Source organism: Streptomyces sp. NPDC091292 (genome assembly GCF_044757265.1).
Lineage (GTDB): Bacteria > Actinomycetota > Actinomycetes > Streptomycetales > Streptomycetaceae > Streptomyces.
Genome location: NZ_JBIVUQ010000015.1, coordinates 24,408 through 50,097, shown reverse-complemented (window position 1 = coordinate 50,097; position 25,690 = coordinate 24,408). Strand labels below are relative to the sequence as shown.

24 protein-coding genes and 1 pseudogene are annotated in these 25,690 nt (G+C 70.3%); 13 read left to right on the top strand and 12 right to left on the bottom strand.

The genetic code is table 11. The annotated features are described in order from the left end of the window. Positions 1–84: 84 nt before the first annotated feature. The 6 genes from ACIQNU_RS31550 to ACIQNU_RS31525 form a co-directional block, all read right to left on the bottom strand. The gene (locus ACIQNU_RS31550; RefSeq protein WP_401372935.1) at positions 85–1,890 is read right to left on the bottom strand and encodes a PQQ-binding-like beta-propeller repeat protein; all 1,806 of its coding nucleotides are present in this window, start codon (positions 1,888–1,890) and stop codon (positions 85–87) included. Positions 1,891–2,155: 265 nt separating this feature from the next. Beyond that, positions 2,156–3,961: an ABC-F family ATP-binding cassette domain-containing protein gene (locus ACIQNU_RS31545; RefSeq protein ID WP_401372933.1), complete on the bottom strand. Its 1,806-nt coding sequence runs from the start codon at positions 3,959–3,961 to the stop codon at positions 2,156–2,158. A 114-nt stretch (positions 3,962–4,075) separates the two neighbouring features. Next, on the bottom strand, positions 4,076–4,465 hold the full coding sequence (locus ACIQNU_RS31540; RefSeq protein WP_401372932.1) for a hypothetical protein: 390 nt from the start codon (positions 4,463–4,465) through the stop codon (positions 4,076–4,078). A gap of 8 nt (positions 4,466–4,473) precedes the next feature. Beyond that, on the bottom strand, positions 4,474–4,713 hold the full coding sequence (locus ACIQNU_RS31535; RefSeq protein WP_401372930.1) for a hypothetical protein: 240 nt from the start codon (positions 4,711–4,713) through the stop codon (positions 4,474–4,476). A gap of 2 nt (positions 4,714–4,715) precedes the next feature. Then, the gene (locus ACIQNU_RS31530; RefSeq protein ID WP_401373144.1) at positions 4,716–5,129 is read right to left on the bottom strand and encodes an ATP-binding protein; all 414 of its coding nucleotides are present in this window, start codon (positions 5,127–5,129) and stop codon (positions 4,716–4,718) included. A gap of 155 nt (positions 5,130–5,284) precedes the next feature. Then, positions 5,285–5,788, bottom strand: coding sequence for a hypothetical protein (locus ACIQNU_RS31525; RefSeq protein WP_401372929.1), 504 nt, complete (start codon positions 5,786–5,788; stop codon positions 5,285–5,287). A gap of 372 nt (positions 5,789–6,160) precedes the next feature. Between ACIQNU_RS31525 and ACIQNU_RS31520 the strand changes: the two genes are divergently transcribed. The 8 genes and pseudogenes from ACIQNU_RS31520 (at position 6,161) to ACIQNU_RS31485 (ending at position 11,642) form a co-directional block, all read left to right on the top strand. Continuing rightward, a complete protein-coding gene (locus ACIQNU_RS31520; protein WP_401373143.1) occupies positions 6,161–6,619 on the top strand; it encodes a hypothetical protein in 459 nt (152 codons plus the stop codon). Between the two features lie 26 nt (positions 6,620–6,645). After that, positions 6,646–7,998, top strand: coding sequence for a hypothetical protein (locus tag ACIQNU_RS31515; RefSeq protein WP_401372927.1), 1,353 nt, complete (start codon positions 6,646–6,648; stop codon positions 7,996–7,998). Positions 7,999–8,121: 123 nt separating this feature from the next. Beyond that, a pseudogene (locus ACIQNU_RS31510) lies at positions 8,122–8,433 on the top strand (hypothetical protein); the annotation flags it as partial. A gap of 3 nt (positions 8,434–8,436) precedes the next feature. Then, positions 8,437–8,910, top strand: coding sequence for a TrmO family methyltransferase (locus tag ACIQNU_RS31505; RefSeq protein WP_401372925.1), 474 nt, complete (start codon positions 8,437–8,439; stop codon positions 8,908–8,910). Between the two features lie 94 nt (positions 8,911–9,004). Further along, entirely contained in the window at positions 9,005–9,451 is a 447-nt protein-coding gene (locus tag ACIQNU_RS31500; RefSeq protein WP_401372924.1) for a GNAT family N-acetyltransferase, read from the top strand. Between the two features lie 413 nt (positions 9,452–9,864). Then, entirely contained in the window at positions 9,865–10,134 is a 270-nt protein-coding gene (locus ACIQNU_RS31495) for a hypothetical protein (RefSeq protein WP_401372922.1), read from the top strand. Further along, positions 10,127–10,750 carry a DUF6879 family protein gene (locus ACIQNU_RS31490; protein WP_401372920.1) on the top strand — a complete coding sequence of 208 codons (624 nt, stop codon included), beginning with the start codon at positions 10,127–10,129 and terminating at the stop codon, positions 10,748–10,750. The genes ACIQNU_RS31495 and ACIQNU_RS31490 overlap by 8 nt, the downstream gene beginning before the upstream one ends. Before the next feature lie 40 nt (positions 10,751–10,790). Continuing rightward, positions 10,791–11,642 (top strand): methionyl-tRNA formyltransferase, encoded by an 852-nt coding sequence (locus tag ACIQNU_RS31485; protein WP_401372918.1) that lies wholly within the window; start codon positions 10,791–10,793, stop codon positions 11,640–11,642. A gap of 22 nt (positions 11,643–11,664) precedes the next feature. Here ACIQNU_RS31485 and ACIQNU_RS31480 read toward each other — a convergent pair whose 3' ends face one another. Both ACIQNU_RS31480 and ACIQNU_RS31475 read right to left on the bottom strand, forming a co-directional pair. After that, the gene (locus tag ACIQNU_RS31480) at positions 11,665–13,821 is read right to left on the bottom strand and encodes a tetratricopeptide repeat protein (RefSeq protein ID WP_401372916.1); all 2,157 of its coding nucleotides are present in this window, start codon (positions 13,819–13,821) and stop codon (positions 11,665–11,667) included. Further along, positions 13,818–14,228: a hypothetical protein gene (locus ACIQNU_RS31475; protein ID WP_401372914.1), complete on the bottom strand. Its 411-nt coding sequence runs from the start codon at positions 14,226–14,228 to the stop codon at positions 13,818–13,820. The genes ACIQNU_RS31480 and ACIQNU_RS31475 overlap by 4 nt, the downstream gene beginning before the upstream one ends. Before the next feature lie 196 nt (positions 14,229–14,424). Between ACIQNU_RS31475 and rsmA the strand changes: the two genes are divergently transcribed. After that, on the top strand, positions 14,425–15,300 hold the full coding sequence (gene rsmA / locus ACIQNU_RS31470; protein ID WP_401372912.1) for a 16S rRNA (adenine(1518)-N(6)/adenine(1519)-N(6))-dimethyltransferase RsmA: 876 nt from the start codon (positions 14,425–14,427) through the stop codon (positions 15,298–15,300). Next, the gene (locus ACIQNU_RS31465) at positions 15,297–16,190 is read left to right on the top strand and encodes a 4-(cytidine 5'-diphospho)-2-C-methyl-D-erythritol kinase (RefSeq protein WP_401372910.1); all 894 of its coding nucleotides are present in this window, start codon (positions 15,297–15,299) and stop codon (positions 16,188–16,190) included. The genes rsmA and ACIQNU_RS31465 overlap by 4 nt, the downstream gene beginning before the upstream one ends. Before the next feature lie 84 nt (positions 16,191–16,274). Here the strand turns inward: ACIQNU_RS31465 and ACIQNU_RS31460 are convergent, their stop codons facing one another. The 4 genes from ACIQNU_RS31460 to rsmI form a co-directional block, all read right to left on the bottom strand. Continuing rightward, positions 16,275–17,438: a ubiquitin-like domain-containing protein gene (locus ACIQNU_RS31460; RefSeq protein WP_401373141.1), complete on the bottom strand. Its 1,164-nt coding sequence runs from the start codon at positions 17,436–17,438 to the stop codon at positions 16,275–16,277. Positions 17,439–17,582: 144 nt separating this feature from the next. Continuing rightward, a complete protein-coding gene (locus ACIQNU_RS31455; protein ID WP_401372908.1) occupies positions 17,583–18,449 on the bottom strand; it encodes a TatD family hydrolase in 867 nt (288 codons plus the stop codon). A gap of 126 nt (positions 18,450–18,575) precedes the next feature. Beyond that, positions 18,576–19,073, bottom strand: coding sequence for a hypothetical protein (locus tag ACIQNU_RS31450; RefSeq protein WP_401372906.1), 498 nt, complete (start codon positions 19,071–19,073; stop codon positions 18,576–18,578). A 190-nt stretch (positions 19,074–19,263) separates the two neighbouring features. Beyond that, positions 19,264–20,151 (bottom strand): 16S rRNA (cytidine(1402)-2'-O)-methyltransferase, encoded by an 888-nt coding sequence (rsmI, locus tag ACIQNU_RS31445; RefSeq protein ID WP_401372905.1) that lies wholly within the window; start codon positions 20,149–20,151, stop codon positions 19,264–19,266. Between the two features lie 92 nt (positions 20,152–20,243). On the opposite strand from rsmI, the gene ACIQNU_RS31440 reads away from it, so the two are divergent. The 3 genes from ACIQNU_RS31440 to ACIQNU_RS31430 all read left to right on the top strand — a co-directional run bounded on the left by ACIQNU_RS31440 (position 20,244) and on the right by ACIQNU_RS31430 (position 25,589). Beyond that, positions 20,244–21,983, top strand: coding sequence for a dolichyl-phosphate-mannose--protein mannosyltransferase (locus tag ACIQNU_RS31440; protein WP_401372903.1), 1,740 nt, complete (start codon positions 20,244–20,246; stop codon positions 21,981–21,983). Positions 21,984–22,111: 128 nt separating this feature from the next. Then, entirely contained in the window at positions 22,112–23,740 is a 1,629-nt protein-coding gene (locus ACIQNU_RS31435; protein ID WP_401372901.1) for a penicillin-binding transpeptidase domain-containing protein, read from the top strand. A 148-nt stretch (positions 23,741–23,888) separates the two neighbouring features. Further along, positions 23,889–25,589, top strand: a complete 1,701-nt coding sequence (locus ACIQNU_RS31430; RefSeq protein WP_401372900.1) for a penicillin-binding transpeptidase domain-containing protein — start codon at positions 23,889–23,891, stop codon at positions 25,587–25,589. The last annotated feature ends 101 nt before the right edge of the window (positions 25,590–25,690 follow it).

Genomic DNA, 25,690 nt, shown 5'->3' with positions numbered 1-25,690 from the left:
CCTCTGCGGAGGGCTCTGGAGTCCGGGCGGGCTCGGGGAAGGGCGGGCGAAGGGGCGGGCGCGGACGGTGCGGCGGGCGCACGGTCACTTCCCGAACGCGAGCATCAGCTTCGCCTGCCCCGACGAACTGCTCAGGCTCGTGGTGGAGATGTAGAAGCGCCCGTCCACCCAGTCGACGGCCTTCGAGTAGAAGCCGTTCTCGATCTTCGCCGTGCTCGCGGGGTTCTGGAGCAGCTTCGTCGGGGTGTGGGCGCTGCCGCCGGTCGGGGTCGATGTGACGGTGCCGCCCTGGTCGTAGGTGGCGGGCTCGTAGCTGATGAGCTGCCCGTTCTCGACCCGCAGCGGCAGCGCGGTACGGTCGCCTGTCGGCTTGGCGCGCCACTTCTCCTTGCCGGTCTCCAGGTTGATCGCGACGATCTCGTTGGCGCCGCTCTTCGCCTCGGTCGGCAGATACAGCGTATTGATGTCGGACGCGGCGCCGAGGCAGCCCTGGAGGTCGCGGTTGAAGATCGCCCAGCCGCACTCGGGGGCGAGCTTGTCCTTGATGTCGACCTCGGAACGGACCTGGTTCGAACCGTTCTTGAGCGTGGTGATGTTCCACGCGTTCTTGTCCTGGTTGGTGAGGTAGAGGACGACCGGTTCGAGGGAGTAGGCCCGCTCGACCCGCCAGCCCTTGGGGAACGGCTTCGTCCACTTGACCTTGCCGGTCGCCGGGTCCAGCTCCCGCACCTCGTCGTGCTCGGTGTCGGTGCCGGCGCCGCAGGACGCCACGGCCAGCAGCTTGGCGCCGCTGGTGAAGGTGCTGGGGAAGCAGGCGGCGCCGTACTTCTCCATCGTGAACATCTGCGCACCGGTGCTCGCCTTGTAGGCGGTGCCGGACAGCGAGCGGCCGATGACCAGGGTGTCGTCGCCGACGAGGGACATGCTGATGGTGAGCGCGCTGTCGAACAGCGCACCCTCACCGAGCTTCTTCGTCCAGCCCTTCTCACCGGTGACGAGGTCGATCTCCTGCACCTGGTTGCACTTGGCGCTGTCGCTGATACCGCTCTTGTACGCGACGATGATCTTGTCGGCCTTGGTCTTCTGCGCCGTCACCGCGCAGATCTTCTGCGGCAGCTTGATCGTGGGCCAGGCGGGCTGTCCGCCGTCGATCGTGTACCCGTAGATCTCCTTGTACGCGGCCTTCACCGCGATCTTGTCGGTGATCCACATCCCGGGGGCGTCGGCGCCCGAACCGGGCACCTTCGGGGCCTCCTTATACCAGAGGACTTTCGACTCGCCCGCCTGGCGGCCCGCGTTGAGGTCCTCGGTCTCGCCGGACTTGTCACCCTCGCCGTCCCCCGGGTTGACCGGTGCGGAGGCGGTGGGCTTGGGGTCGGAGGACTTGTCGGCCTCGGGCTTCTTCTTGTCGCCGTCTCCACCGGTGCCGACGACGGCGTACACGGCGCCGCCGATCACCAGGAGACCGGCGACGGCCGCGGCGATGACGAGTCCGGGCTTCCCCTTGAAGGGGTTACGGCCACCGGGTGCGGCGCCGGGCGCACCGGGCATACCTGGCATTCCGGGTCCGCCCGGGTAGGGCTGCTGCGGCGGATACCCGTACTGCGGCTGCCCGTAGGGGCCGGGCTGCTGCGGCTGACCGTACGGACCGGGCTGGTTGTACGGACCGGGCTGCGGCTGGCCGTAGGGGCCGGGCTGGTTGTACGGGCCGGGGGTCTGTGGGTAGCCGTATCCGGGCTGCGGGGCCTGGGGTGGCTGACCGGGCATCTGGGGTGGTGGGGTTGGCTGGGGCGGCTGACCCGGGGGCTGTGGTGGACCCTGTTGTGGATCGTGCGGATCGTGCGGGCTCCCGAAGCCGCCGTGGGGCGGCTGGTTGGGCGGCTGAGTCATCAGCGCCTCCCCCTTATCACTGATTTTCGCCACGCCGTGCTCGTACGCGATGGCCGTACGTCGTCCGGTCTCGATCGCCCTTTCTATCACCACGCCGGGGCATGGTTACGGGCCGGTCAGCCCCTGTTCCCAAGGGCGGACCGGCCCGTGATCCCGCTGTTACGGGCCCTTCACGGGTCCTCCGCAAGCGGTGTCGCGGCTCCGTGGGCGGCGCTGTGCGCGGCTGTCGTACGGGCGTATCGGTGAGGGCTGTCCGTGGGTCCGCTCAGGCGTCGTCGGCGAGTTCCAGCCAACGGTTCTCCAAGTCCTCGCGCTCGGAGCCGAGTTGCCTCAGCTCGGCGTCGAGCTTCGCGACCAGTCCGAAGTCCGTGGAGTTCTCGGCGATGCGGTCGTGCAGCTTGGTCTCCTGCCCGGAGAGGCGGTCCAGCTGCCGTTCGATCTTCTGGAGTTCCTTCTTGGCGGCGCGGGCGTCGGCGGCGGAGGCGGTGCGCGGCGCGGTGGCGGAGGCCTGGGCCGGGGCGGGGGTCGCGGCCTCGGCGATACGGCTGCGGCGCTCCAGGTACTCGTCGATGCCGCGCGGCAGCATCCGCAGCGAGGTGTCGCCGAGGAGCGCGAAGACGCGGTCCGTGGTGCGCTCCACGAAGAACCGGTCGTGCGAGATCACGATCATCGAGCCGGGCCAGCCGTCGAGCAGGTCCTCCAGCTGGGTCAGGGTCTCGATGTCGAGGTCGTTGGTGGGCTCGTCGAGGAAGAGGACGTTCGGCTCGTCCATCAGCAGCCGCAGCAGTTGCAGCCGGCGCCGTTCGCCGCCGGACAGGTCGCCGACGGGCGTCCACTGCTTGTCCTTGTTGAACCCGAAGGTCTCGCACAGCTGCCCCGCGGTCATCTCCCGGCCCTTGCCGAGGTCGACGCGCTCCCGTACCTGCTGGACGGCCTCCAACACCCGTAGCCCCGGGGCGAGTTCGGTGACCTCCTGCGAGAGGTACGCGAGCTTCACGGTCCGGCCCGCGATGATCCGCCCGGCGGCGGGCTGCCGCTCGCCCTCGCTGCGGGCGGCCTCGGCCATGGCCCGCAGCAGGGAGGTTTTGCCGGCGCCGTTGACGCCGACGAGACCGATACGGTCGCCGGGCCCGAGCTGCCAGGTCACATGCTGGAGCAGCAGCTTGGGCCCCGCCTGAACGCTCACGTCCTCCAGCTCGAACACGGTCTTGCCGAGCCGGCTGGAGGCGAACTTCATCAGCTCGGAGGTGTCGCGGGGCGGCGGTACGTCCTTGATCAGCTCATTGGCGGCCTCGACCCGGAAGCGCGGCTTCGAGGTACGGGCCGGGGCGCCCCTGCGCAGCCAGGCCAGTTCCTTGCGGACCAGGTTCTGCCGCTTGACCTCTTCGGTCGCGGCGATCCGCTCGCGCTCGGCGCGCGCGAAGACGTAGTCCGAGTAGCCGCCCTCGTACTCGAAGACGGAACCCTTCTGCACGTCCCACATGCGGGTGCAGACCTGGTCGAGGAACCAGCGGTCGTGGGTGACGCAGACGAGTGCGGAGCGGCGGGCGCGGAGGTGCTCCGCGAGCCAGGCGATGCCCTCGACGTCGAGGTGGTTCGTCGGCTCGTCGAGTACGAGAAGATCCTGCTCCTCGATGAGCAGCTTGGCCAGCGCGATGCGGCGCCGCTCACCGCCGGAGAGCGGACCGATGACCGTGTCCAGGCCGTGTTCGAAGCCGGGAAGTCCGAGACCGCCGAACAGCCCGGTCAGCACATCGCGAATCCGGGCGGAACCGGCCCACTCATGGTCCGCGAGATCACCGATGACCTCGTGACGGACGGTGGCCTTCGGGTCGAGGGAGTCGTGCTGCGTGAGCACACCGAGACGCAGCCCACCACTGTGGGTGACCCGCCCGGTGTCCGCCTCTTCCAGCTTGGCGAGCATCCGGATGAGCGTGGTCTTCCCGTCCCCGTTCCGCCCGACGACCCCGATCCGGTCCCCCTCGGACACCCCGAGAGACACCCCGTCGAGCAGCGCCCGCGTCCCATAGACCTTACTGACGGCCTCGACATTGACCAGATTGACGGCCACCAGTGACTCCTGACGAGAGGGTTGGACCGTTCCACCCTACGCGGCCCTGGCGGGCGGCCGGACCGGACTACGAGGGAGGCGACCTCCGGGGCGCCGCAGCCCCGAGGGGTGGCATCAGGTGGTTCGGGGGGTGGGGCAGGTTCCGGGGTGGCCGGTGTAGAGGGGGCAGGCGTGGTCGGGGGTGGTGGAGTGGGGGCAGTCGGTGAGGGGGAGGAGTTCGCTGTGGGTGCCGTGCTGCCATGTGATCCATAGGGCTGTGTTGTGGGTGAGGTAGTGGAGGAGGGCGTGGTGGGGGCCGGAGTGGTGGGGGTGGAGGAGGCACCAGGACCGTGGGGTGAGGTCGGGGTCGTCGGCGAGTAGGGCGGTGTGTTGCGGGGTGAGGTGGTAGTCCTGCCGGGCGCAGGTCGCGGGGATCTCGCCGGATGCGATGAGGCGGGTGGCGAGGGTGGTCATGTAGGCGGGGTCTTTGAGTGCGCGCCGGATCATGTCGGTGTTGATCTCCATGTGCTGGGTCACCGGCTGGGGTGGGTGTGGGCGGCGATGACGGCGGCGAGGAGGGAGGCGACGCTGAGGTAGGTGCCGAGGATGTGGATCAGTACGGGGTGTTGTTGGCGGTCGGGCGGTGCCGGTAACTGGTGCGGGGGCTGGGTTCCGTCTCCGTCCATGAGTATGTCGAGGAGGGTGTGCGGTTCGTGGTCGTGGCGGTGGGAGCGGCGGGTGCGGATGCGGTGGGCGGTCCAGAGGTGGGACATCGTCAGTTGCTCTCTCGGTGGCTGTGGTTGGTCGGGTCGGCGGCTAAGGCGAAGGCGGCCCAGGTGGTGCGGCCGTTGTCACTGACGCCCCACGTGTCGGCCAGTGCGGCGACGATGAACAGCCCCCGGCCGGAGACGTCCTCGTCGTCCGCGAAGGTGAGTTGAGCCGGTGCCGGGTTGCCGTCGGTGACCTCGATCCGCACCTCACCGGTGGTGTGGACGACCTTCAATCCGATGTCCCCGTGGCCGTGCTGGAGGGCGTTGGTGACGAGTTCGGAGGTCAGCAGGACGGCGGGGTCGATCAGGGAGTCGAGTCGCCAGTGCCGGAGGCGGGCCGCGCAGATCCGGCGAGCGTGACCCGGCCAGGACTTGTCTCTCTCGGTCAGTGGCTCACCGGGACGCGTGGTGCGATGCATGCTCACGTCGCATCCGTCGATGGCCTGTAAACGGTCAGGCAGTACGGCGGCAACAAGCTGCACGGCGCTCGCGGTAGCGATCAGCCTGGGTCCATTGGAGGGGCGGGGGCTGCCCAGTTCCCACAGCGGTGGCTCCGAGACTGACTGTTCTGCGTTCACGTGTCCGCCTCGGCCGACAGGCGCTCCCGGCCGAGGCCGATGAGAGCGCGTACCGAGGCGGGCGCGCACAAGTGGCCGTCGTAGGACGGGGGCACCACCCAGTAGGGGCCGGGCGGGCCGAGCCGGTCGACGCGGGGAACACCGAGGTACGTGCCGACTGCGACGCACGGGGCGGTGTGCTGCTCCTCCCAGATCAGACCGGCGTGCCACGGGATGAGCGCGTAGTACGCGACGCCGACGGTGTTGCCGTCGTGGATGACCGGGCCGCCGATCATCGATGTGATCGAGGCCCGCAGCCCGGGGAGGCGGTCTGTCCTGTCGTCAACCCCAATGGCGGCGTGGATCAGACGCGCGGGCAATCGGACGGCCGCGAAATCGCGTCCGAGCGGGAGCATTGCCACACCCTGCACCTGCCACTGCGTGTACGCGGCGGACGGGGTGGGGTGCGCGCGGGCCAGCCACTCGGTGATCGCGCGGTTGATGGTGGGGGTCTGACGCATTCAGGTTTCTCCTCGGGGCGGCCCGAATTCGGCTTGTGGCAGGTGGCGCGCACACGATGTCTCGCCCCTGACGGCCTGCGGCAAGAGATGTGTGGCCGACCTCCCATACGGCGGCGACGTCCGTGGAGCCGTAGAACGCTGCCGGCCGGACGACGGCAGGGCAGCAGGCTCACAAGGCGCTTCGAGGTGGTGACCTGCCGCCGACACGTCCGCGCGTCCGCGCGTCGGTCCGTCATCCGGTTCCACGGCAGACGGCCCGCGCGCCCGTAGCGTGTCGACCGGACTGTCCGTTGCGGTGTTCGCGGCCATGTGCCGATCTCACCGCAACGCCTCACGCACCGGCATCTGACAACCTATGACATGGAGTTGATCATGGCCCTGGCTGTGGCGATCACGGGAACCCGGTCAACTGGACACCATGAAATCGATTGGTACGCCGACCTGTTCGAGAGGTATGTGCGTCCATGGGTCCAGGACTCGACCCACTTTCACATCGGTGGGGCCACGGGGATCGACAGCCTCACTCTCCTGTGGCTCGCCGGGAACTCGAAGGCGAAGATCACGGTCGTCACGCCCGGCACACTCGGACAACAGCCGCCCGAGGCACGGCAGGCAGTCGAGCGTTGCCGCAACCGAATCGACGGCATCGTCGAGTTGGCTGCGGCCGAGTTGCGGAGCGCCGCCTACCACGCGCGCAACAGGTACATGGTCGACCGCTCCGACATGGTGATCGGCTTTCCGCTGGGCCGGAGCGACGCGACGTCCGGCACATGGCACACCATCAACTACGGTGCCGAGAGCGGGAAACCTCGCCTGATCATCCCCGTATGACCCGGAAAGTGGGCATCATGGGGAGCATGAGCGCGCACGACAAGTCCATCGGCGCTGCGACACTCCACCGACTCAGGCGAAGCCGCGGGTGGTCCCTGAGAGACATGGCCCGTGCCCTGATCGACGCGGCTGCGGATCTGGGGCATCCGCTCGACGCCGATCTCGCGAGTGTGCAGCGTTCGGTCGCACGGTGGGAGAGCGACAGCAAGCCGATCCTGCCGGGTGAGCGATACCAACTCCTTCTCGCCCGCGTGTACGCCCGTACCTGCGACGGACACGTGTCGCTCGGTGCCGGCAGCGATGTCGCCGAGCTGCTCGACGCTCTGGCCCACCTCGGGGAGGGCGAGCGTCGTCTCGTCGAGCTGCGCACGCTGCTCGTGAAGACGACGACCGATGACGGTGGCGGACTCCTCGCCCTGCTCGGCCCGTCGACACAGCTCGCCTTGTCGAGAGCGCTCGCCGACCCGTCACGGCTCGACGACAGTGTGCTCGATGCGATGCGTATCGCGGTCGGCGACGCGAACGGGCAGGTCGGCAGCGTGCCGTTCGTTCGGGTGCAGCTCCTCCTCGCGCCGATCGTCGAGTCGTGTCGTCGGCTGCTCGCCGCATCTGTACCCGATGTACCCGAGCCGCTGATGCCGGGACTGGGGGCCGTCGCCGCGCAGGCGTACACCCTCGCCGCAAGGGCGGCGTTCGAGACCCGCGACGACGAGGCATCGCGGGCGCTGTACGCCGAGGCGACCGCGGCTGCGGGCGTGACCGGCTCGCCGTGGCGCCGCGCCGTCGTCCACATGAGTCACGCCCTGGTCACCCTCTACTCGACGTCCGGCGGCAAGGGCGCACAGCGACTCGTGGACGCCGCAGTACGTGATGCGCGAGCGGGAGAGAGCGTGACTGTCCGAGCCCGAGCACACGCCCTGCAAGCAGAGATCGCCGCCCGAGCCGGTTCGGAGAAGCATGCGATGGCAGCGCTCGCACTGGCCTGGTACGACATGGAACGCGACGCGGAAGGGGACCCGGCCGCGTCCAGCTTCTCCGCGGCGCATCTTCGGGGCTTCGAAGGAGTCACCGCCCTCCATGTGGGCGATGCGACCGATGCCCACGACTACTTCGCCCGCTCCGCCGCCTCCATGTCCGCGCCGCGTGAGAGAGTGCAGCGCGCCATCGTGTCGACGGATCAGGCACTCGCCCTTATCCGCCTCGGTGACCCCCATGCGGCAGCCGTCCTCCTGCACGACTGCGTGGACGCGGTGTCGGCCACCGGTGGCCGGGTGGCGTCCATTCGGCTACGGAACGCCCGTATCGACCTACGGCCTTGGCGAACGCAGGACTTCGTGGCGGACCTCGACGACCATCTGATCGAATCGCTCGGCCCGTAGAGCAGGACAGTGCCGGTCGGGTCGGATGAGTGGGACGCCGCCACCTCGCCCGGAGCCTGAAAGAGACCACGATGACCCACCCCCCAACCGCCCCCCGGCGAGTACTCGCTCGCCGGAGGAGCGAAAGCCGTCGAGATCCGCGTCGGCTACGCGAAGATCCGCAAGAAGGCCCCCGGGGACAGCCCGTGGTTCCGCTCCGGCGACGGCTCCTTGCTCACCCGCGTCACCGCCCTCAAGGAGTACGCCTCCTTCGAGGACATGCTCGACGCCGAGGACAACACCACGATCGGCGAACCAGGCATGACACGCGACCAGCTCCTGACCGCCTGCCGCGACATCTACCCGCCCGCGAAGGAAGCCCTCGGCGTCTTCGCCATCCACCTCGCCCCGCCCAATGCCGGGACCGGCGTCGTTGAGACCGAGTCGAAAGGCTGAAGCATGACTTTGGGGATCGGGCCGATCGGGGAGGTCGTCGAAGGCCGTACCGAGGTTGCCGATGACTACTGGGGTGGCGTCGAGTCGGTGATCCAGCTCGATGAGGCGAGGTTCCCTCTCGACTCCGTGCAGGGACTGGCCGAGTTCTCGCACCTGGTCGTGGTGTGGCACTTCGATCAGGCCTCGCCGGACGACGTCGAATACCACGCCCGCAGCCCGCGCGGAAACCCACGATGGCCTGCCACCGGCACGTTCGCTCATCGCAACCACCGGCGCCCCAACCAATTGGCACAGAGCTTCCCCCGACTGCTCCAGGTCGATGGACTCAGGCTGCGCGTGACCGACCTGGACGCCGTCGTCGGTACGACGATCTACGACCTGTCGCCGTACTTCGAGGAGATGGGCCCGCGCGGCTCGGTTCATCAGCCCGCATGGCCCGGCGAGATGCTGACCGACTACTGGTCGGTCAAGGGCTGACTCGATCGCGGTGTCTCCACCGGTCCCCGTTCCGCGCGGAGGCGCAGGGGCGCTGCGCGAGGTGCTGGCACTGTCTGCGGAAGAGGGATGGCGAATGGTGACGATCGACCGGGCCACCCCGGCGGACACGGCGGTCATCTCCGTCATCCTCGGCGAAATCGAGGCGTACTACGGAGGCGAGAACATCCCCGGGGACCGGGATCAGATCCGCGCCGCCCTGTTCGGCGAGCGGCCCGCGGCCACCCTGCTTCTGGCCCGCGAAGGCGGTGCGGTCCTCGGTCTCGCGTCCTACTCGCTGCTGTGGCCGGCGGCCGGAGCCGAATCCTCCCTGTACCTGAAGGAGTTGTACGTACGCGACGGCGCCCGCCGGAAGGGCGTTGCCCGCGCTCTGATGGCCCGGCTCCAGGACGAGGCCACGGCGGCGGGCTGCTCGCGCGTGGAGTGGACCGCCGACGAGGACAACCCCGCCGCGCTCGCCTTCTACAAGGCGTACGGTGCGGAGCCCCACCGGGGCAAGGTCTTCTTCCGGCTCCACACGTAGCACTGTCAAGAACCGTGCACCACATCTCCTCCGGCCGGGCACTACGCCCTCCCGGTGTTCTGACGAACCCGCCCTCTCCGTGGCTGTCTCCGGCGCGCGTGCCGCCGGACGAGGCCAACCATGCCGGTGGCGCTGCCGAGCAAGCGGGCACCGTCACCTCGTCGAGGGCCGTAGCGAGGTCGCCGATGACTGCTGAGGTGGCGTCGAGTCGGGGATCCGGCCCGACGAGGCGAGGTTTCCGCTCAACTCCGTCCAGGGACTCTCGGTGTCGGGCAGCTTCGCCGTGAACCACACGGCCGTCCGGCCGATGAAGGGTTGCGAGGCGCTGCCTTCGCATGGCTGGAAGTCGCTACCCGATCTTGCGTCAGGTGTGATTTCGGTTACTTTCGGAGGTATCGAATGGAGGACTCGTGATGACCCGGGGCTGGGAAGCTGATCCCTCTTCACCGCTGGTACGCCGCCTGGGAAAACCTCCCGCAGAACTCGGTACCACGGGCGGTGAACAGGGGTGCCCGGACATCTGGGAGCTGGAGAACGGTGACATCGCCGTCGTGGGCCGTGACCTCACCGATTCCTACCTGACGCGCCTTCCCCCGGGACTTTCCGTCGCCCCGGACGAGCGGATCGTCGTGATCCCCCGCAGGACTGCCGCTGCGGCGAAGGCGGACATCCCTGATGCGTAGCCCACAGGCCGACGGCCCCGGTCGGCGTCTCGGACTGGACGACTACGCGGAGGATTTCGACCGCTATTTCTGGCACTCCGGCCCGGAGGGGTTCTGGAAGCTCGAACGTCAGCAAAACTTCCGGGAGCCCGGGGTGGAAAGCTGGGAAGCGTTCCGTCGCGGGCACTGGGACGAGTCCCTGGCGCTGATCGAGGGACGGCGGGGTCATTACGAGGAGTACTTCCGGCGAATCGCCGGATGCGGATTCGCCCTCCACCGTGTTCGCTGCGTGGAGGAGCCCATCTCCCCCTACCTCCAGTGGGAACTCCATCTGCTGCACCTGAAGGCCCAGTACGGAGAGGACACGAGAGTCCTCAGCGGGGACGCAATCCGCGCGCACGAAGAACAGCACACGCTTCCGGAGATCGTCATCCTCGGTTCCTCGGTGATGTACGAGGTGCTCTATGACGACGAAGGAAAACTCGCCGGCGGCATCCGCTTCGACGACCCGCATGACATCTCTCGGTGTCGGCAGGCGATCCAGGAGATGCATCGGTCCGGTGAGCCGTTGGACGACTTCTTCAGCGGTCACGTCGCCCGGTTGCCTCCGCCGAACGTGACCGAGGAGCAGGTCTGAGATGTCGTGCCGAACACCAATCACCACATAAAGGCAACACATGCGGATTATCCTGATTTCATACTCTACGCAAGGGTTCGCTCTCCTGCACAGAGTCTGCGAGCAGGCCGGGCACATGCCCGTCGCCTATCTGCATGCGCGATCACTGCGGCCGGGCGGGCCAACGCGCAGCGGTGCGGGTGATGTCGTGGGCGAGATCGTCGATGCGCTGCCGGACGGGATGGACCTGCTGATCCCTGGCCGCAAGAACATGTTGCCGCACATCGTCGATGGGTATCGGGCCGATCTCATCGTCTGCTACGGATTCCCGTGGAAGCTTTCGTCGGCAATTCTTCAGTCGACACATCTGGGCGCGATCAATGTGCACACATCCATGCTGCCGAAATACCGAGGTCCCATTCCGATCAATTGGGCGATCAGGAACGGCGACAAGGAAACCGGTGTCAGCATCCACTGGATGGAGAGCGAATTCGACTCCGGTGGGATCCTGGCTCAGGAGTCGGGGATCGCGTTGGGCGACGATGTCGTCCCCCGGTTGTTGTGGGAAGAAGTCGACCGATACATCGAGCGGCTTCTGCCTCTCGCGCTCTCGCGGGTCGTCACCGGTTCCCCTGGTACGCCGCAGGAGGAGGAGTCCGCCACGTACGCAGGGTGGATGGAACCCGAGTTCTCGCGGATCGACTGGGGCGCCGCCAGGGAAGAGATCCACAACCAGGTGCGCGCCATCAGGTTCGGCAGTTCGGGAAGATCCGGTCCGGTTGCCACGGTGGCTGACCGCCGGCTGCGGGTCATGCGCACATCGTTGCAGCAGGCGGACGGCATCAAGGTGATGTGCGCGGACGGGCCCGTGTGGATCACGGAGTCCGTACCGGTGGCGGACTCCGAATCCTGAACGGATGCCGAACCGCCGGCTATCAGGTCGGGTCGGATGGCGTTGCCTCGGCCAGGGAACGCCGGTACCGCGAGAGCTTGTCTCTGATCACCGTCGTCCACGGGTGCTCCGGGCCGAGTACACGCTCGCGCCACTCCCTGACGATCGCCGCCTGTTCGACTGCTTCCCGGTACTCGCCGACCGTGTGCAGGACGCTGCTGAGCAGGCTTCGTGCCGCCAGCGTGATGGGGTAGTCCGTTCCGAAGCGGTGTTCGTGTGCTGCCAGTGCACGGCGTGCCGACAGCAGTGCTTCGGAGTGCTGTCCGGTGTTGAACAGCGCTCCCGCGCAGTTGAGTTCGGCCGACAGCGTGATCGGGTGGTCGGCCCCCAGCTCACGGTGGCAGTCCGTGACCAGGTCCGGTCCCGCCGGTGCCTCGCGGTCCAGTTCCGGTCCGGGAGGCAGTTCGAGCAGGCACGCCCTCGCCTCCAGCGTCAGCGGGTGCCAAGGGCCCAGTAGCGCGGCTCGCCCGGCCGCCGCCCGGTGCATCAACTGCACCGCTTCCGCGGGCCGGTCGAGCCAGGTCAGCGGGCGGGACAGGTGGAGGCAGGTGGTCAGGGTGACCGGCGCCTCGGGACCGCAGACCCGTTCGAGGTCGTCGAGCAGCACGCGGTGGAGATTCGCTGCCTCATCGAGGCGTCCCAGTCGATCGGTCGCTTTCCCGATCCGCTGCCGCAGACGCAGCACCAGGACGTGATCGTTGCCCAGTCGCCGGCGCACGAGATCCGTCGCCTGTTCGGCCGCGGCCAGCGCAGAGGCGTAGTCGCCTGAACGATGCTGGGCCGTCACCAGAAGCAGGGCGCAGGTCGCCGCGGACTCGACGGTACCGACCGCGATCTCGGGCCAGGTGATCACGCGGCGAAGCAACGCCAGGACATGAGGGGCGAGGACGGTGAGTCGGCTGTCGCGCAGCCCGCGTTCCGGCGACTCGGGTAGGCAACGCAGCAGAAGTCCGGCCGCCGCGGTGGCGAGTTGGTCGCGTTCACCGGCCGGGGTGACGCGCGCGACGCTGTCGAGAAGCACCCCATGCGTGCGCAGGCAGCGGATGTCGCCGGGAACGAGTTCGGTGAGCGAGTGGTCGAGCAATCCCCGAAGCGCCAGTTCCATCCGGTCGGCGGGCAGCGGCAGGTCGAGCCGGGAGTCGGCCAGCAGCGACAGGGGCAGCAGATCGTTCGACCAGCAGGCCAGCAGACGGAGCAGGGTGACGGCCTCGGGCAGGTTCTGCCCGACCAAGGAGTTCAGTGAGAGTTGCCACGTGCCGCTCACCAGGTGACGTGAATCGTTGCTCGTGTCGGTGGCGCCTTGGTCGATCAGCTCGATGGGATCCGAACGCTCCTGCAGACGACGCCCGTACTCCTCCATCGTCCAGGGAGCGATCACCTGGTGGGCCAGGAACCCGCCGGCAAGAGTCAGGGCGAGCGGCAGTCGGCCGAGGCGGTCGGCAATGGCGGCCGCGTCGGCGGCGGAACCCGTTCCGGGGGCCAGATCGCGCAGGACCTGGGCCGCCTCCTGACGCGGCAGGACACCTACATAAAGCAGCTCGGCGGCGGGCCACCAGTGGCCGGCGGCCTGCCGTGTGGTCACGAGGACGGTTCCGCGCGGGCTGGTGCGTAGCCACCCACCGTCCCGCAGCACCGCGGGGTCGTCGGCGTTGTCCAACACCAGCAGCCATGGCAGGTCGGACCGGTCGAGATGGTCCCAGACCAAGTCCGCAGCCGCGCGCAGGCCGTTACGCGCGGCCATCAGCTCGCCGTCCCCGGCGCCGCGGTCGGCGGCCACCGCGAGCATCCCGGCCCGCAGGGATGCCTGATCGGAAGCGTTGACCCACAGGCCCAGGCGTCCGCGTTCCCGAGTGGCGTGGTCGAAGAGTGCGCAGGCCACAGCCGTCTTGCCGCATCCTCCCAGGCCGTGCAGGACGAACACGGTGTTGCCGGCGTCCTCGGTCACCGCCTCCTTCAGACGCCCGACGAGTTCATGGCGATCCCGGAGAATGGCCGGTGCCCGGCCGATGGGCGGACGCCGCACCGAGTCCGGGCCGGTCCAGGCGGCGCCGTGATGGTGGTGCTCGACGATGTGCTGGTCGCCTGATGCCTGGTAGACGCGCCCCTGATCGGTGGCCCGGCCGTCGTTGCGGCCGGTCACCGCTCGTCGACGTTCAGGTCGCGGCCGGCCTGGTAGACGCGTGAGCTGCCAGAAGCGGTCGCGCGTTGGGTGACGGTCGCGGTGGTGAATGTATTGGGGGCGAGTTCCGCCAGCAGGGAGCGCAGTTCCGCCGCCAGCTCGGGGTGGGTGACGAGGAGACGGCGGATGCGGCCTCCCCACTCCGCCGCGATCTCCCGCTCGGTCTCCTCGTCACCGGCGGCCCGCGCGTCCAGGAGGTCCTGCCGCTCCGCGTCGAGCTGCGCAGCGACGTGCTCCCCGTGGTCCGGCCGGACACGTCGCCAGAGCGCGACTACTCCGTTTCGCATGCCGGTCCATGCGTCGGTCGCCAGCAGCGTCGCGATCGTTGTCCCGGCTGTGCCCGCTAAGAGGGTCATCTCCGCGTCCATCCTCTGCCCTCCCTCGATCTGGCCTGGGCTGCAACTCTAGGGAGTCGACGGAGCGTCAGTACACTGCGCCTCCGGAGGCGTTTCGGGACTCGCGGAAATCCCCCACGCCGCCGAGATACCGACCGACTACTGAGTCCCCCCGGCCATGGGCGGGACGGCGACCGTCGCACGGGACGGTGGCGGCTAGGCTTCAGGCGTGAGTAGTAGCGATCCGGGGCCAGGGCCCCTTCTGGGGCCCGCCGACATCCGTGATCTCGCGGATGCGCTCGGCGTCCGCCCCACCAAGCAGCGTGGTCAGAACTTCGTCATCGACGCCAACACCGTCCGCCGCATCGTCCGCACCGCGGACGTCCGCCCGGACGACACCGTCGTGGAGGTCGGCCCCGGCCTCGGCTCCCTCACGCTCGCCCTTCTGGAGTCCGCCGCCCGCGTCACGGCCGTCGAGATCGACGACACCCTCGCCGCGGCCCTCCCGGCCACCGTCGCCGCCCGCCTCCCGCACCGGGCCGACCGTTTCGCGCTGGTCCACAGCGACGCGATGCGCGTCACGGAACTCCCCGGCCCGCCCCCCACGGCACTCGTCGCGAACCTCCCGTACAACGTCGCCGTCCCCGTGCTCCTCCACATGCTGGAGACCTTCCCGACCATCGAGCGCACCCTCGTGATGGTCCAGGCCGAGGTCGCCGACCGCCTTGCCGCCCCGCCCGGCTCCAAGGTGTACGGAGTCCCCTCCGTGAAAGCCACCTGGTACGCCGACGTCAAGCGCGCCGGCGCCATCGGCCGCAACGTCTTCTGGCCCGCGCCCAACGTCGACAGCGGTCTTGTGTCCCTGGTGCGGCGCCCCGCGCCGCCCCACACCACCGCGTCCCGCCAAGAAGTCTTCGCCGTCGTCGACGCGGCCTTCGCCCAGCGCCGCAAGACGCTGCGCGCCGCCCTCGCCGGCTGGGCCGGGTCCGCTCCGGCCGCCGAGGCCGCCCTCGTCGCCGCCGGGGTGTCCCCGCAGGCGCGGGGCGAGGCACTGACCGTCGAGGAGTTCGCCCGGATCGCGGAGCACAAGGAGGCGACGGCGTGAGCGTCACGGTACGGGTCCCGGCCAAGGTCAACGTCCAGCTCGCCGTCGGTGCCGCCCGGCCCGACGGCTTCCACGACCTCGCCAACGTCTTCCTCGCCGTCGGCCTCCACGACGAGGTCACGGTCACCCCGGCCGACGCCCTCCGCATCACCTGCGCGGGGCCCGGCGCGGACCAGGTCCCCCTGGACCGCACGAACCTCGCGGCCCGCGCCGCCGAACTCCTGGCCGCCCGGTACGGCAGGCCCGCCGACGTCCACATCCATATCGCCAAGGACATCCCCGTGGCCGGCGGCATGGCGGGCGGCAGCGCGGACGCGGCGGGCGCGCTGGTCGCGTGCGATGCCCTCTGGGGTACGGGGGCCTCGCGCACCGAACTCCTCGAACTCTGCGCCGAGTTGGGCAGCGATGTGCCCTTCGCGCTGGTCGGTGGGGCGGCGCTCGGTACGGGGCGGGGGGAAAAGCTTCAGCCGCTGGAGGTCGGCGGGACCTTTCACTGGGTGTTCGCGCTCGCTGACGGGGGGCTTTCGACGCCTGCCGTGTACCGGGAGTTCGACCGGCTGCACGAGGGCAGCGCAGTGCCTGAGCCGGAGGCGTCCGGTGCGCTGCTTGGCGCTCTGCGGAAGGGGGACGTCGGGGCGTTGGCGGCGAACCTCGCGAATGATCTTCAGGCGGCTGCGGTGTCTTTGTATCCGGCGCTTGCGGAGACTCTTGCGGTGGGTACGGGGGCCGGGGCGCTGGCCTCGTTGGTGTCTGGCTCTGGGCCCACCACCGCCTTTCTGGCGCGGGATGCGGCGTCCGCGGAATCGGTGGCCGCCGCCCTCACGGCATCCGGCACTTGCCGTGCCGCCCGCACCACCGTCTCGCCTGCCCTCGGAGCCACAGTCCTGTAGTCGTCGGGCTGTGCCCACCCGTCCCGCCGTGCGGGACGCCTGCCCACAGCGGGTGCGAGCAAGGATTGGGCGCCGGTCCCTCCCTCAGCTGTGCAATCGGGCCCCGCAATGCGGCCAAGGTGCCGCCCCCCTGCTCACGTACAGCTTCTTCGCTCTGTACGTCTGTTCTGCCGCGCTCGCGTCCTGGGGGCGGCCCTTGCCGCCCAAGCTCTGCCAGGTGCGGGTGTCGAACTGGTACAGGCCGCCATATGTGCCGGAGGCATCCACCGCCCCGGGCCGCCCACCCGACTCGCACGCCGCCAGTGCGGCCCAGTTCAAACCGTCCGCCCCCGTCGGCAACGGCTTCGTGCCTACCTTCACCACCTCCGACTCCGGCGCCCGTACGACCTCGGTGCCGATCCGACGGGGGCGGTCCCGTACGCCGTTGACCGTGCGCAGCGCGTACGTGACCCGTCGCGTCCCCGGCCGCCCCGGCCGCTCCACGACCTCCGTCCCCTGGAACAGCGCCGGATCCCGGGTACGGGACACGGCGTACGGGATCGGCTCGTCTCGTACCTCCCGGCTGCCCTTGATCCTCAGCACGGTGACGGTCTGGCCGTCGCGCGGGAAGCTGTCCGCCGGTACGGACGTGGTGTCCTGGCCGTGCAGCGCGACCCCGGCCTCGTCGACCGCCTCGCCGACCGTCGCCGCGTTGGTGCGGATGGTCCGCTGCCGGCCGTCGGCCATCACCGTCACGGTCCGTTCCGTACGGATGTCGAGGGCGAGGCCCGTGCGGTCGATGCGGCGGGAGCGGGAGGTGGACAGGTGGGCGCCCTCGGCGCGGACGCCGAGCTGCTGGAGCGCGCCTTCGACCGTGGCCGCCGTCGTCCACACCTCGCGGCGCTGCCCGTCGAGGGTGAGGCGTACGGGACGGCCGTAGCGGACGGCGACCTCGTCGCCGTTGGCGAGGGCCGCGCCGGGGGCGGGCGCCACGAGGTCGTGCGGGCCGATCTCGACGCCCTCGGCTGCGAGGAGTCCGGTGACGTCGTCGGCGAAGGTGTGCAGGGTGCGGGGCGTGCCGTCCACGGTCAGCCGGACCGCCTTGTCGTGGGCGACGAAGGCGGTGGTGCCGCCCGCGAGGAACGCGACGACGAGGGCCTGCGGGAGCAGGCGGCGAAACGTGTCGGGGCGCTGTGCGGAGGCCCGCCGCCTGGCCGCCCGCCGCGCCTCGGCCCGCCCGCCGGCCCGGGGCGCCGGCACCTGCGCCACCCCGTATACCTCGTACGCCTCATTCGTCTCGTACCGCGCTCTGGTCACACCTGCTCCAGGGGTCCGCCCAGGGGTCCGTCTCGGGCGGACAGAACCTAGCCGAGGCTTCGTCACTCTCCAAAGCGACGCGACTACACGGCGTGGTCAGTAACCGAACGCCCGTGCCGTGTTCGCCGCGATCGCCGTGGCCAGGACCGACTCGTCGACGCCCTTCACCGCCGCCATGGCCCGCAGCGTGACCGGAATGAGATACGGCGCGTTGGGCCGTCCGCGGTACGGCGCCGGGGTCAGGAAAGGCGCGTCCGTCTCGACCAGGACGAGGTCCAGGGGCGCCACCGCGAGGGCGTCCCGCAGGGGCTGGGCGTTCTTGAAGGTGACATTGCCGGCGAAGGACATGAAGTAGCCGTGGCGCGCGCACACCTCGGCCATGGCGGCGTCGCCGGAGTAGCAGTGGAAGACGGTGCGCTCGGGGGCGCCCTCCTCCTTGAGGATGCGCAGGACGTCGTCGTGGGCGTCGCGGTCGTGGATGACGAGGGCCTTGCCGTGCCGTTTGGCGATCTCGATGTGCGCGCGGAAGGAGCGCTCCTGCGCCGCCTTGCCCTCCGGGCCGGTACGGAAGTAGTCGAGGCCGGTCTCGCCGACGCCCTTGACCTGCGGCAGCGCGGCGAGCCGGTCGATCTCGGCGAGCGCGTCGTCCAGGGCCCGGTCGCCGCCGGGGGTGCGGGCGCCCTGCCGGGACCAGCCGTCGGGGTCGCCGTGCACGATCCGGGGCGCCTCGTTGGGGTGCAGGGCGACCGTGGCGTGCACGGAGGCGTGCGCGGCGGCGGTGTCGGCGGCCCAGCGGGAGCCGTTCAGGTCGCAGCCGACCTGGACGACCGTGGTCACGCCGACGGACGCGGCCAGCGCGAGCGCTTCGGCCACGGTCGTGGACTGCATGTCGAGATGGGTGTGCGAGTCCGCCACCGGCACCGCGAGGGGCGGGGGCGGCGGGGGTGCGGCTTTCGAGGACATGCCCCCGATGGTACGAAGGGCCCGTCCGACGGTACGGAGGGCCCGTCCCTTGTCCCGAAGGGCCCGTCCGGTGGTACGAAGGGCCCGTCGCCGTCCGACGGGCCCTTCGTCGTCCCGGAGACCCGGTTACGCGATCTTGTCGGCCGACGGCTGCGAGCCGTCGGCCCCCGGGCCGGGCGCCACGACCTTGCGGCCGTGGTGGCCGAAGGGGTGCAGGAGATCCGAGAAGTGCCAGTGGTGATGCGGCTTGCGTACGGGCGGCGCCGTGCCGTCGCCGTCCGAGCCGTCACCCGGGCCGGAGTCGGAGGCGTCGTCGGCGGCGTGGGCGCGCGGTGCCGGGCGCGGGTGCCGCATCAGGTTCTGCACGGAGGACACCTGGCCCGCCCGCATGATGCGGACGACGTGTCCACCGCAGTTCTGGCACGTGGGACGGCTCAGCGGCGACGGGACGGCCTGCCCGTTCGCCACGTACACGACGTACTCGTGACCCTCGGCGTCGCGGTGGTGCTCTATCTCGTACGACTGCTCCCAGCCGTGCCCGCATCGCATGCAGGCGAACGAGTACGACTCATGGACGGTTGCGGTCGCCGCGGTGTGGTGGCCGGTCCCTGCGATCTCAGTCATGCCAGCTCCTGTTGTCCGCTGGACAAGCGCCGCCGGGCACCGAGTAACGCGCCCCACGGCGTGGGACGGGTGCGTCCCTTCAACCAGTGGACGCCCCTGGGGGAGCGAGCGCATCAGACCTGTCGACTGTTGGATCCGATTTGGCATTTCCATGCCGAACGGGCCTGGCGCGCGGCCTCCGCTTTGCTTTTCAGGTTAGTCCTTTGCCCTCGGATGGGGCGCCCTGAGCCGCGTTCTTTGCCGCCACCACCGCGTCGAAGACCGCACGCTTGGGTAGCCCCGCACCGGCCGCCACGGCGGCGATCGCCTCCTTGCGCCGCTCCCCCGCCTCCTCGCGCACCCGCACCCTGCGCACCAGCTCACCGGCGTCCAGATCCCCGGGCGACGGCTCGGGAGCGCCCTCCACGACGACGGTGATCTCGCCGCGTACGCCCTCGGCGGCCCAGGCGGCCAGCTCGCCGAGCGGGCCCCGCTTGACCTCCTCGTACGTCTTCGTCAGCTCGCGGCACACGGCGGCGCGGCGGTCGGGTCCGAACGCCTCGGCCATCGCGGCGAGGGTGTCGTCCAGGCGGTGCGGGGCCTCGAAGTAGACGAGGGTCCTGCGCTCCCCCGCGACCTCCTTCAGCCGGGAAAGGCGCTCGCCCGCCTTGCGCGGCGGGAAGCCCTCGAAGCAGAACCGGTCCACGGGCAGCCCGGACAGCGCGAGCGCGGTCAGCACGGCGGACGGGCCCGGTACGGCGGTGACGCGGATGTCGCGCTCGACGGCGGCGGCGACCAGCCGGTAGCCCGGGTCGGACACGGACGGCATGCCCGCGTCGGTCACCAGGAGGACCCGCGCGCCGCCCGCCAGGGCCTCGACGAGTTCGGGGGTGCGGGCGGTCTCGTTGCCCTCGAAGTAGGACACGACGCGCCCGGCGGGCCGTACGCCGAGCGCCTGCGTCAGGCGGTGCAGCCGGCGGGTGTCCTCGGCGGCGACGACATCGGCGGACGCCAGTTCGGTGGCGAGCCGGGGCGGGGCGTCGGCGAGATCGCCGATGGGGGTGCCGGCCAGGACAAGGGTTCCGGATGTCGCAGTCACGGGCCCAGTCTCGCAGGGCTCCCGGGGGCCGGTCGGCGGCCGGGTGGGGGCGGGCACCGCACGCCCACAGAAGGGTTCCCTACGATGGCGCGGTGACGAGTACCGCGTCCTCCACGGACACCCGGCAGGGCCAGGCCCCCGCAGAACGGCCACACACGTGGCAGTCGCGGCTGCGCCGCTTCGGTTACGCGGCGCCGCCGCGCGGCGATGTGCGGGCCCATCTGGTGCCCCCGTACACCGCGCCGAGCCCCCGGGTGTGGGCGGTGCTCGGGCTGCGCGACGAGTTCGGCGCGCTCCTGGTGCGCTGGTCGGCGTGGCTGGGGCCGCTGGCGGTCACGCTGGTCGCGGGCGTCATGCGGTTCTGGAATCTCGGCAGCCCGAAGGCCGTGATATTCGACGAGACGTACTACGCGAAGGACGCGTGGGCGCTCATCCACCGGGGCTACGAGGTCAACTGGCCCAAGGACGCGAACGACCTGGTGCTCCAGCAGGGCAGCGGCGTGGCGCTGCCGACCGATCCGGCGTACGTGGTGCATCCGCCGGTCGGCAAGTACGTCATCGGGCTCGGCGAATGGATGTTCGGGTTCGACCCGTTCGGCTGGCGGTTCATGGCGGCGGTGCTCGGCACCCTGTCGGTGCTGATGCTGTGCCGGATCGGGCGGCGGCTGTTCCGGTCGACGCTGCTCGGCTGTCTCGCGGGCGCGCTGCTCGCCGTGGACGGGCTGCACTTCGTGATGAGCCGGACCGCGCTGCTCGACCAGGTGCTGATGTTCTTCGTCCTGGCGGCCTTCGGCGCTCTCGTGGTCGACCGGGACAAGGCGCGGGCCCGGCTCGCCGCCGCGCTGCCGGTGGGGGCCGACGGGCGCCCGCACCCCGATCCCTCGGTGGCCGATTCGCTGCGGCACGGCTGGCGGCCCTGGCGGCTCGTGGCCGGGCTGTGCATGGGCCTGGCGTTCGCGACGAAGTGGAACGGCCTGTACGTCCTGGCGGCGTTCGCGCTGATGTCGGTGGTGTGGGACGTGGGCGCGCGCCGGATCGCGGGGGCGCGGCGGCCGTATGTGGCGGTGCTGAAGCGGGACGTCCTGCCGGCGTTCGTGTCAACGGTGCCGGTCGCCCTCGCGACGTATCTGGCGTCGTGGACCGGGTGGATCCTCTCGCCGGACAACGGCAAGGGCGGCTACTTCCGCGACTGGGCGGCGACCACGGGCAAGGGCGGCGACTTCACGTGGCTGCCGGACTGGGTGCGCAGCCTGTGGCACTACGAGTACGAGGTGTACCAGTTCCATGTGGGGCTCAGCTCCCCGCACGCGTACCAGTCGAACCCGTGGAGCTGGATCGTCCTGGGCCGCCCGGTGTCGTACTTCTACGAGTCGCCGGCGCCCGGCGCGGACGGCTGCCCGGCGGCTACGACAGACAAGTGCGCGCGCGAGGTGCTGGCGCTCGGCACGCCGGTGCTGTGGTGGGCGGCCTGCTTCGCGATCCTGTACGTGCTGTGGCGCTGGCTGTTCCGGCGGGACTGGCGGGCGGGCGCGATCCTCTGCGCGATCGTGGCCGGATATCTGCCCTGGTTCCTGTACCAGGAGCGGACGATCTTCTTCTTCTACGCGGTCGTCTTCGTGCCGTTCCTGTGTCTGGCGGTGGCGATGATGCTCGGCGCGATCCTCGGACCACCGGGTTCGACGGAGCGCCGGCGCACGGTCGGCGCGGCGGGGGCGGGCGTCCTGGTCCTCCTCATCGCCTGGAACTTCATCTATTTCTGGCCCATTTACACAGGTCAGCCCATTCCGATCGAGAGTTGGCGGTCGCGGATGTGGCTCGATACGTGGGTCTGACACGGGATCTGGAACGGTTCTGTTCCGGTCGGATAACAGGCGTCCCGTCTTGCCCTCCGTCCCCGTAGGGTGACTCCGAGCACATCTTTGAACGCGTTCAAGACGACGCACACGGGGAGGGGCGCCAAGTGCGCAACGGAGCGAAAGTCGCCTTGGTGGGCGGGGTGTTCGCGGTGATGGTGGCGGGCGCGGGGTACGGCGCGTACTACTTCGTGGACGGAGTGGCCGGGGACTCGTCGGCATCGGACGAGGCGCCGAAGCGGACCGGACCGCCGACGGCCGACGAAGTCAGCGCGGTCACCAAGGCGTTCTTCACCGCCTGGGAGAAGGGCGACCCCACGGCCGCCGCCGACGCCACGGACAACGCCAACGCCGCCGGCCCCGCCCTCACCGGCTACCGGGACGACGCGCACATCACCGGCGTCCGGATCACCCCCGGCACCGCGCGCGGCGCCACCGTCCCGTACACGGTCAAGGCGACCGTCGCGTACAAGGGCGCGAAGAAGTCCCTGTCGTACGCGTCCGAACTCAAGGTCGTCCGCGGGCTCACCACGGGCAAGGCGCTGGTCTACTGGGCGCCTTCCGTGCTGCACCCGGACCTGAAGAAGGGCGACTCCCTCGTCACCGGCACGGCGGCGGCGCCCGACGTCGAGGCCGTCGACCGGGACGGCACCGTCCTGACGAAGGAGAAGTACCCCTCGCTCGGCACGGTCCTGGACCAACTGCGCAAGAAGTACGGCGCCACGGCCGGCGGCACGCCCGGAGTCGAACTCGCCGTACGGCACGCGAACGAGGAGGCCGCGGACACCTCGCTGCTGACCCTCACCAAGGGCAAGCCGGGCAAGCTCCGCACCACACTGAGCGCGGGCGTGCAGGCGGCGGCCGAGAAGGCCGTGAAGGAGTACGACGAGTCCAGCGTGGTGGCCGTCAAGCCGAGCACGGGTGAGGTCCTGGCTGTCGCCAACCATCGCGAGGACGCGTTCAACGCGGCGTTCCAGGGGCAGTTGGCGCCCGGCTCCACGATGAAGATCATCACGGCGGCCATGCTCATCGACAACGGTGTGGCCACGGCGGCCGGGCCCGCGCCCTGCCCGGACACGGCGGTGTGGGAGAGCCAGACCTTCCGCAACATCAAGGGCATGCCCGCCAACGAGGGCGCCACCCTGGCCAACAGCTTCCAGCGGTCCTGCAACACGGCGTTCATCAAGCTCATCGACGAGAAGCCGCTGACCGACGAGTCGCTGACCCGGGAGGCCGAGGACCGGTTCGGCCTCGGGCGCGACAACTGGGCCACCGGGATCGCCTCCTTCGACGGCATCGTCCCCCCGTCCGCCGGGCCCGATCGCGCGGCCAACGCGATCGGCCAGGGCCAGGTCCAGATGAGCCCCCTGAACATGGCGTCGGTGACGGCGACCGCGATGACCGGCGCCTTCCGGCAGCCCTACCTCGTGGCGAAGTCCCTGGACGACCGGGAGTTCGCCACCGCGGACGGCCTCAAGCCGAACACGGTCGCGCAGTTGCGGCAGATGATGCGCAACACCGCCACGATCGGGACCGGCGCGCCCGCGATGGCCGGGCTCGGCGGCGACATCGGCGCGAAGACGGGCTCCGCCGAGGTCGACGGGCAGGCCAAGTCGAACAGTTGGTTCGCGGGATACCGGGGTGACATGGCCGCCGCGGCGATGACCCAGGAGGGTGGTCACGGTGGTGATGCGGCGGGGCCGATAGTCGCGGCTGTGCTGCGGACTTCGGGCTGACGGGCACCCTGGGGCCGTGGCGGCCGTTGGGGTGATGAGTGACGGGGGTGGGGCGCGGGGCGCCCTAGGGTGAGGTGACGGGCCGAGGCGGCGGGCCGGGCAGGTCGGCCGGGTCGGGACCACGGCCCGGGGAGACAGCGGAGGACTTGTGGGGAAGAGAAGGCGCGCCGCGCGCCGCAGAACGCACCCCGCCCTGGTGGGCGGGGCCGTAGCGGTGCTCGTGGGCGGAGGCGCCATCGCCGCGTACACGCTGTACGGCGGGGGGACGCACGCCGACGCGGTGGGGGACGCCAAACCGGTGCCGAAGGGCCCGCCGACCGCGGCCGAAGTCCGCACGGTGGCCGAGGGGTTCCTCACCGCGTGGGGCGCCGGGAACGCCGCGAGGGCCGCCGCGCTCACCGACGACCCGGCCGCCGCGACGAAGGCGCTCACCGGGTACCGCAAGGACGCCCGGATCAGTGCCGTCACGCTCACGCCCGGCACCCGCGCGGGCGCGAAGATGCCGTTCTCGGTCAAGGCGACCGTGTCGTACGGCGGAAAGACGAAACCGCTCGCCTACGCCTCCGAACTGACGGTCGTCCGCCGCGCGTCCGACGGTGAGGTCCTGGTCGGCTGGGCGCCCTCCGTCGTCCACCCCGACCTGGGCGACGGCGACCGGCTCGTCACGGGCGCGTCCGGTACGCCGCCGATCAAGGCCCTGGACCGGGCGGGCGGCGAACTGACCCCGGCCGAGTTCCCGTCGCTCGCGGGCGTCCTGGACGGGCTGCGCGAGAAGTACGGCAAGACGGCGGGCGGCAAGGCGGGGGTCGAACTGCGGTTGGTCCGCGCGGACTCCGCCGCGAGCAAGGACAAGGGTACGGACGCCTCCGCGAAGAGCGACCCGGACACCAAGGCCGCCGACAAGACGCTCGTCACCCTCTCCAAGGGCACGCCCGGCACGGTCAAGACGACGCTGAGCCCCACCGCGCAGGCCACCGCCGAACAGCAGGTACGGGCCCGCGAACGCGCCTCGGTCGTCGTCCTCAAACCGAGCACCGGTGAGATCCTCGCCGTCGCCAACTCCAACGCCGGCGGCTTCAACACCGCCTTCCAGGGCTCCCTCGCCCCCGGCTCCACGATGAAGATCGTCTCCGCGTCGCTGCTCCTGGAGAAGGATCTCGCCTCCATCGACAAGCCGCACCCGTGCCCCAAGTACGCCTCCTACGGCGGCTGGAAGTTCCAGAACCTGGAGAAGTTCCAGATCAAGGACGGCACCTTCCGCGCGAGTTTCGCCGCGTCCTGCAACACCGCCTTCATCACGCAGGCCAAGGAGCTGAGCGACGACGCGCTGACCAAGCAGGCGCAGGAGGTCTTCGGGCTGGGCCGGGACAACTGGGCCGTCGGTGTCTCGACGTTCGACGGCTCCGTCCCCGTGCAGAAGGACGCGTCCAAGGCGGCCTCGCTGATCGGGCAGGGCGGGGTGCGGATGAATCCGCTGAACGTCGCGTCGATCGTCGCCACCGCCAAGACGGGGGTCTTCCGTCAGCCGTATCTCGTACCGCCCGACGTGGACGACCGGACCCTGGCGAAGGCGTCCCGCGTGCTCAGCGGTTCGGCTCAGTCGCAGTTGCGGGAACTTCTTCGGTATACGGCGACTTCGGGTACGGCTGCCAAGGCGATGGCGGGGCTCGGGTCGGACATCGGGGGGAAGACCGGCTCCGCCGAGGTGGATGGGCAGAAGAAGCCGAATGGGTGGTTCACGGCTTGGCGGGGGGATGTGGCTTCGGCTGCGGTGGTTCTTGAGGGTGGGCATGGGGGGGAGTCGGCGGGGCCGTTGGTCGCGGCGATGCTTCGTGCCGGCGGCGGCTGACCCGTTTTGCGCAGTTCCCCGCGCCCCTTATGGGGTGCGCCTGTAGTCGTTCGGGTGCGGGTCCGTCGTGGTTTTTTGCGCAGTTCCCCGCGCCCCTGGAA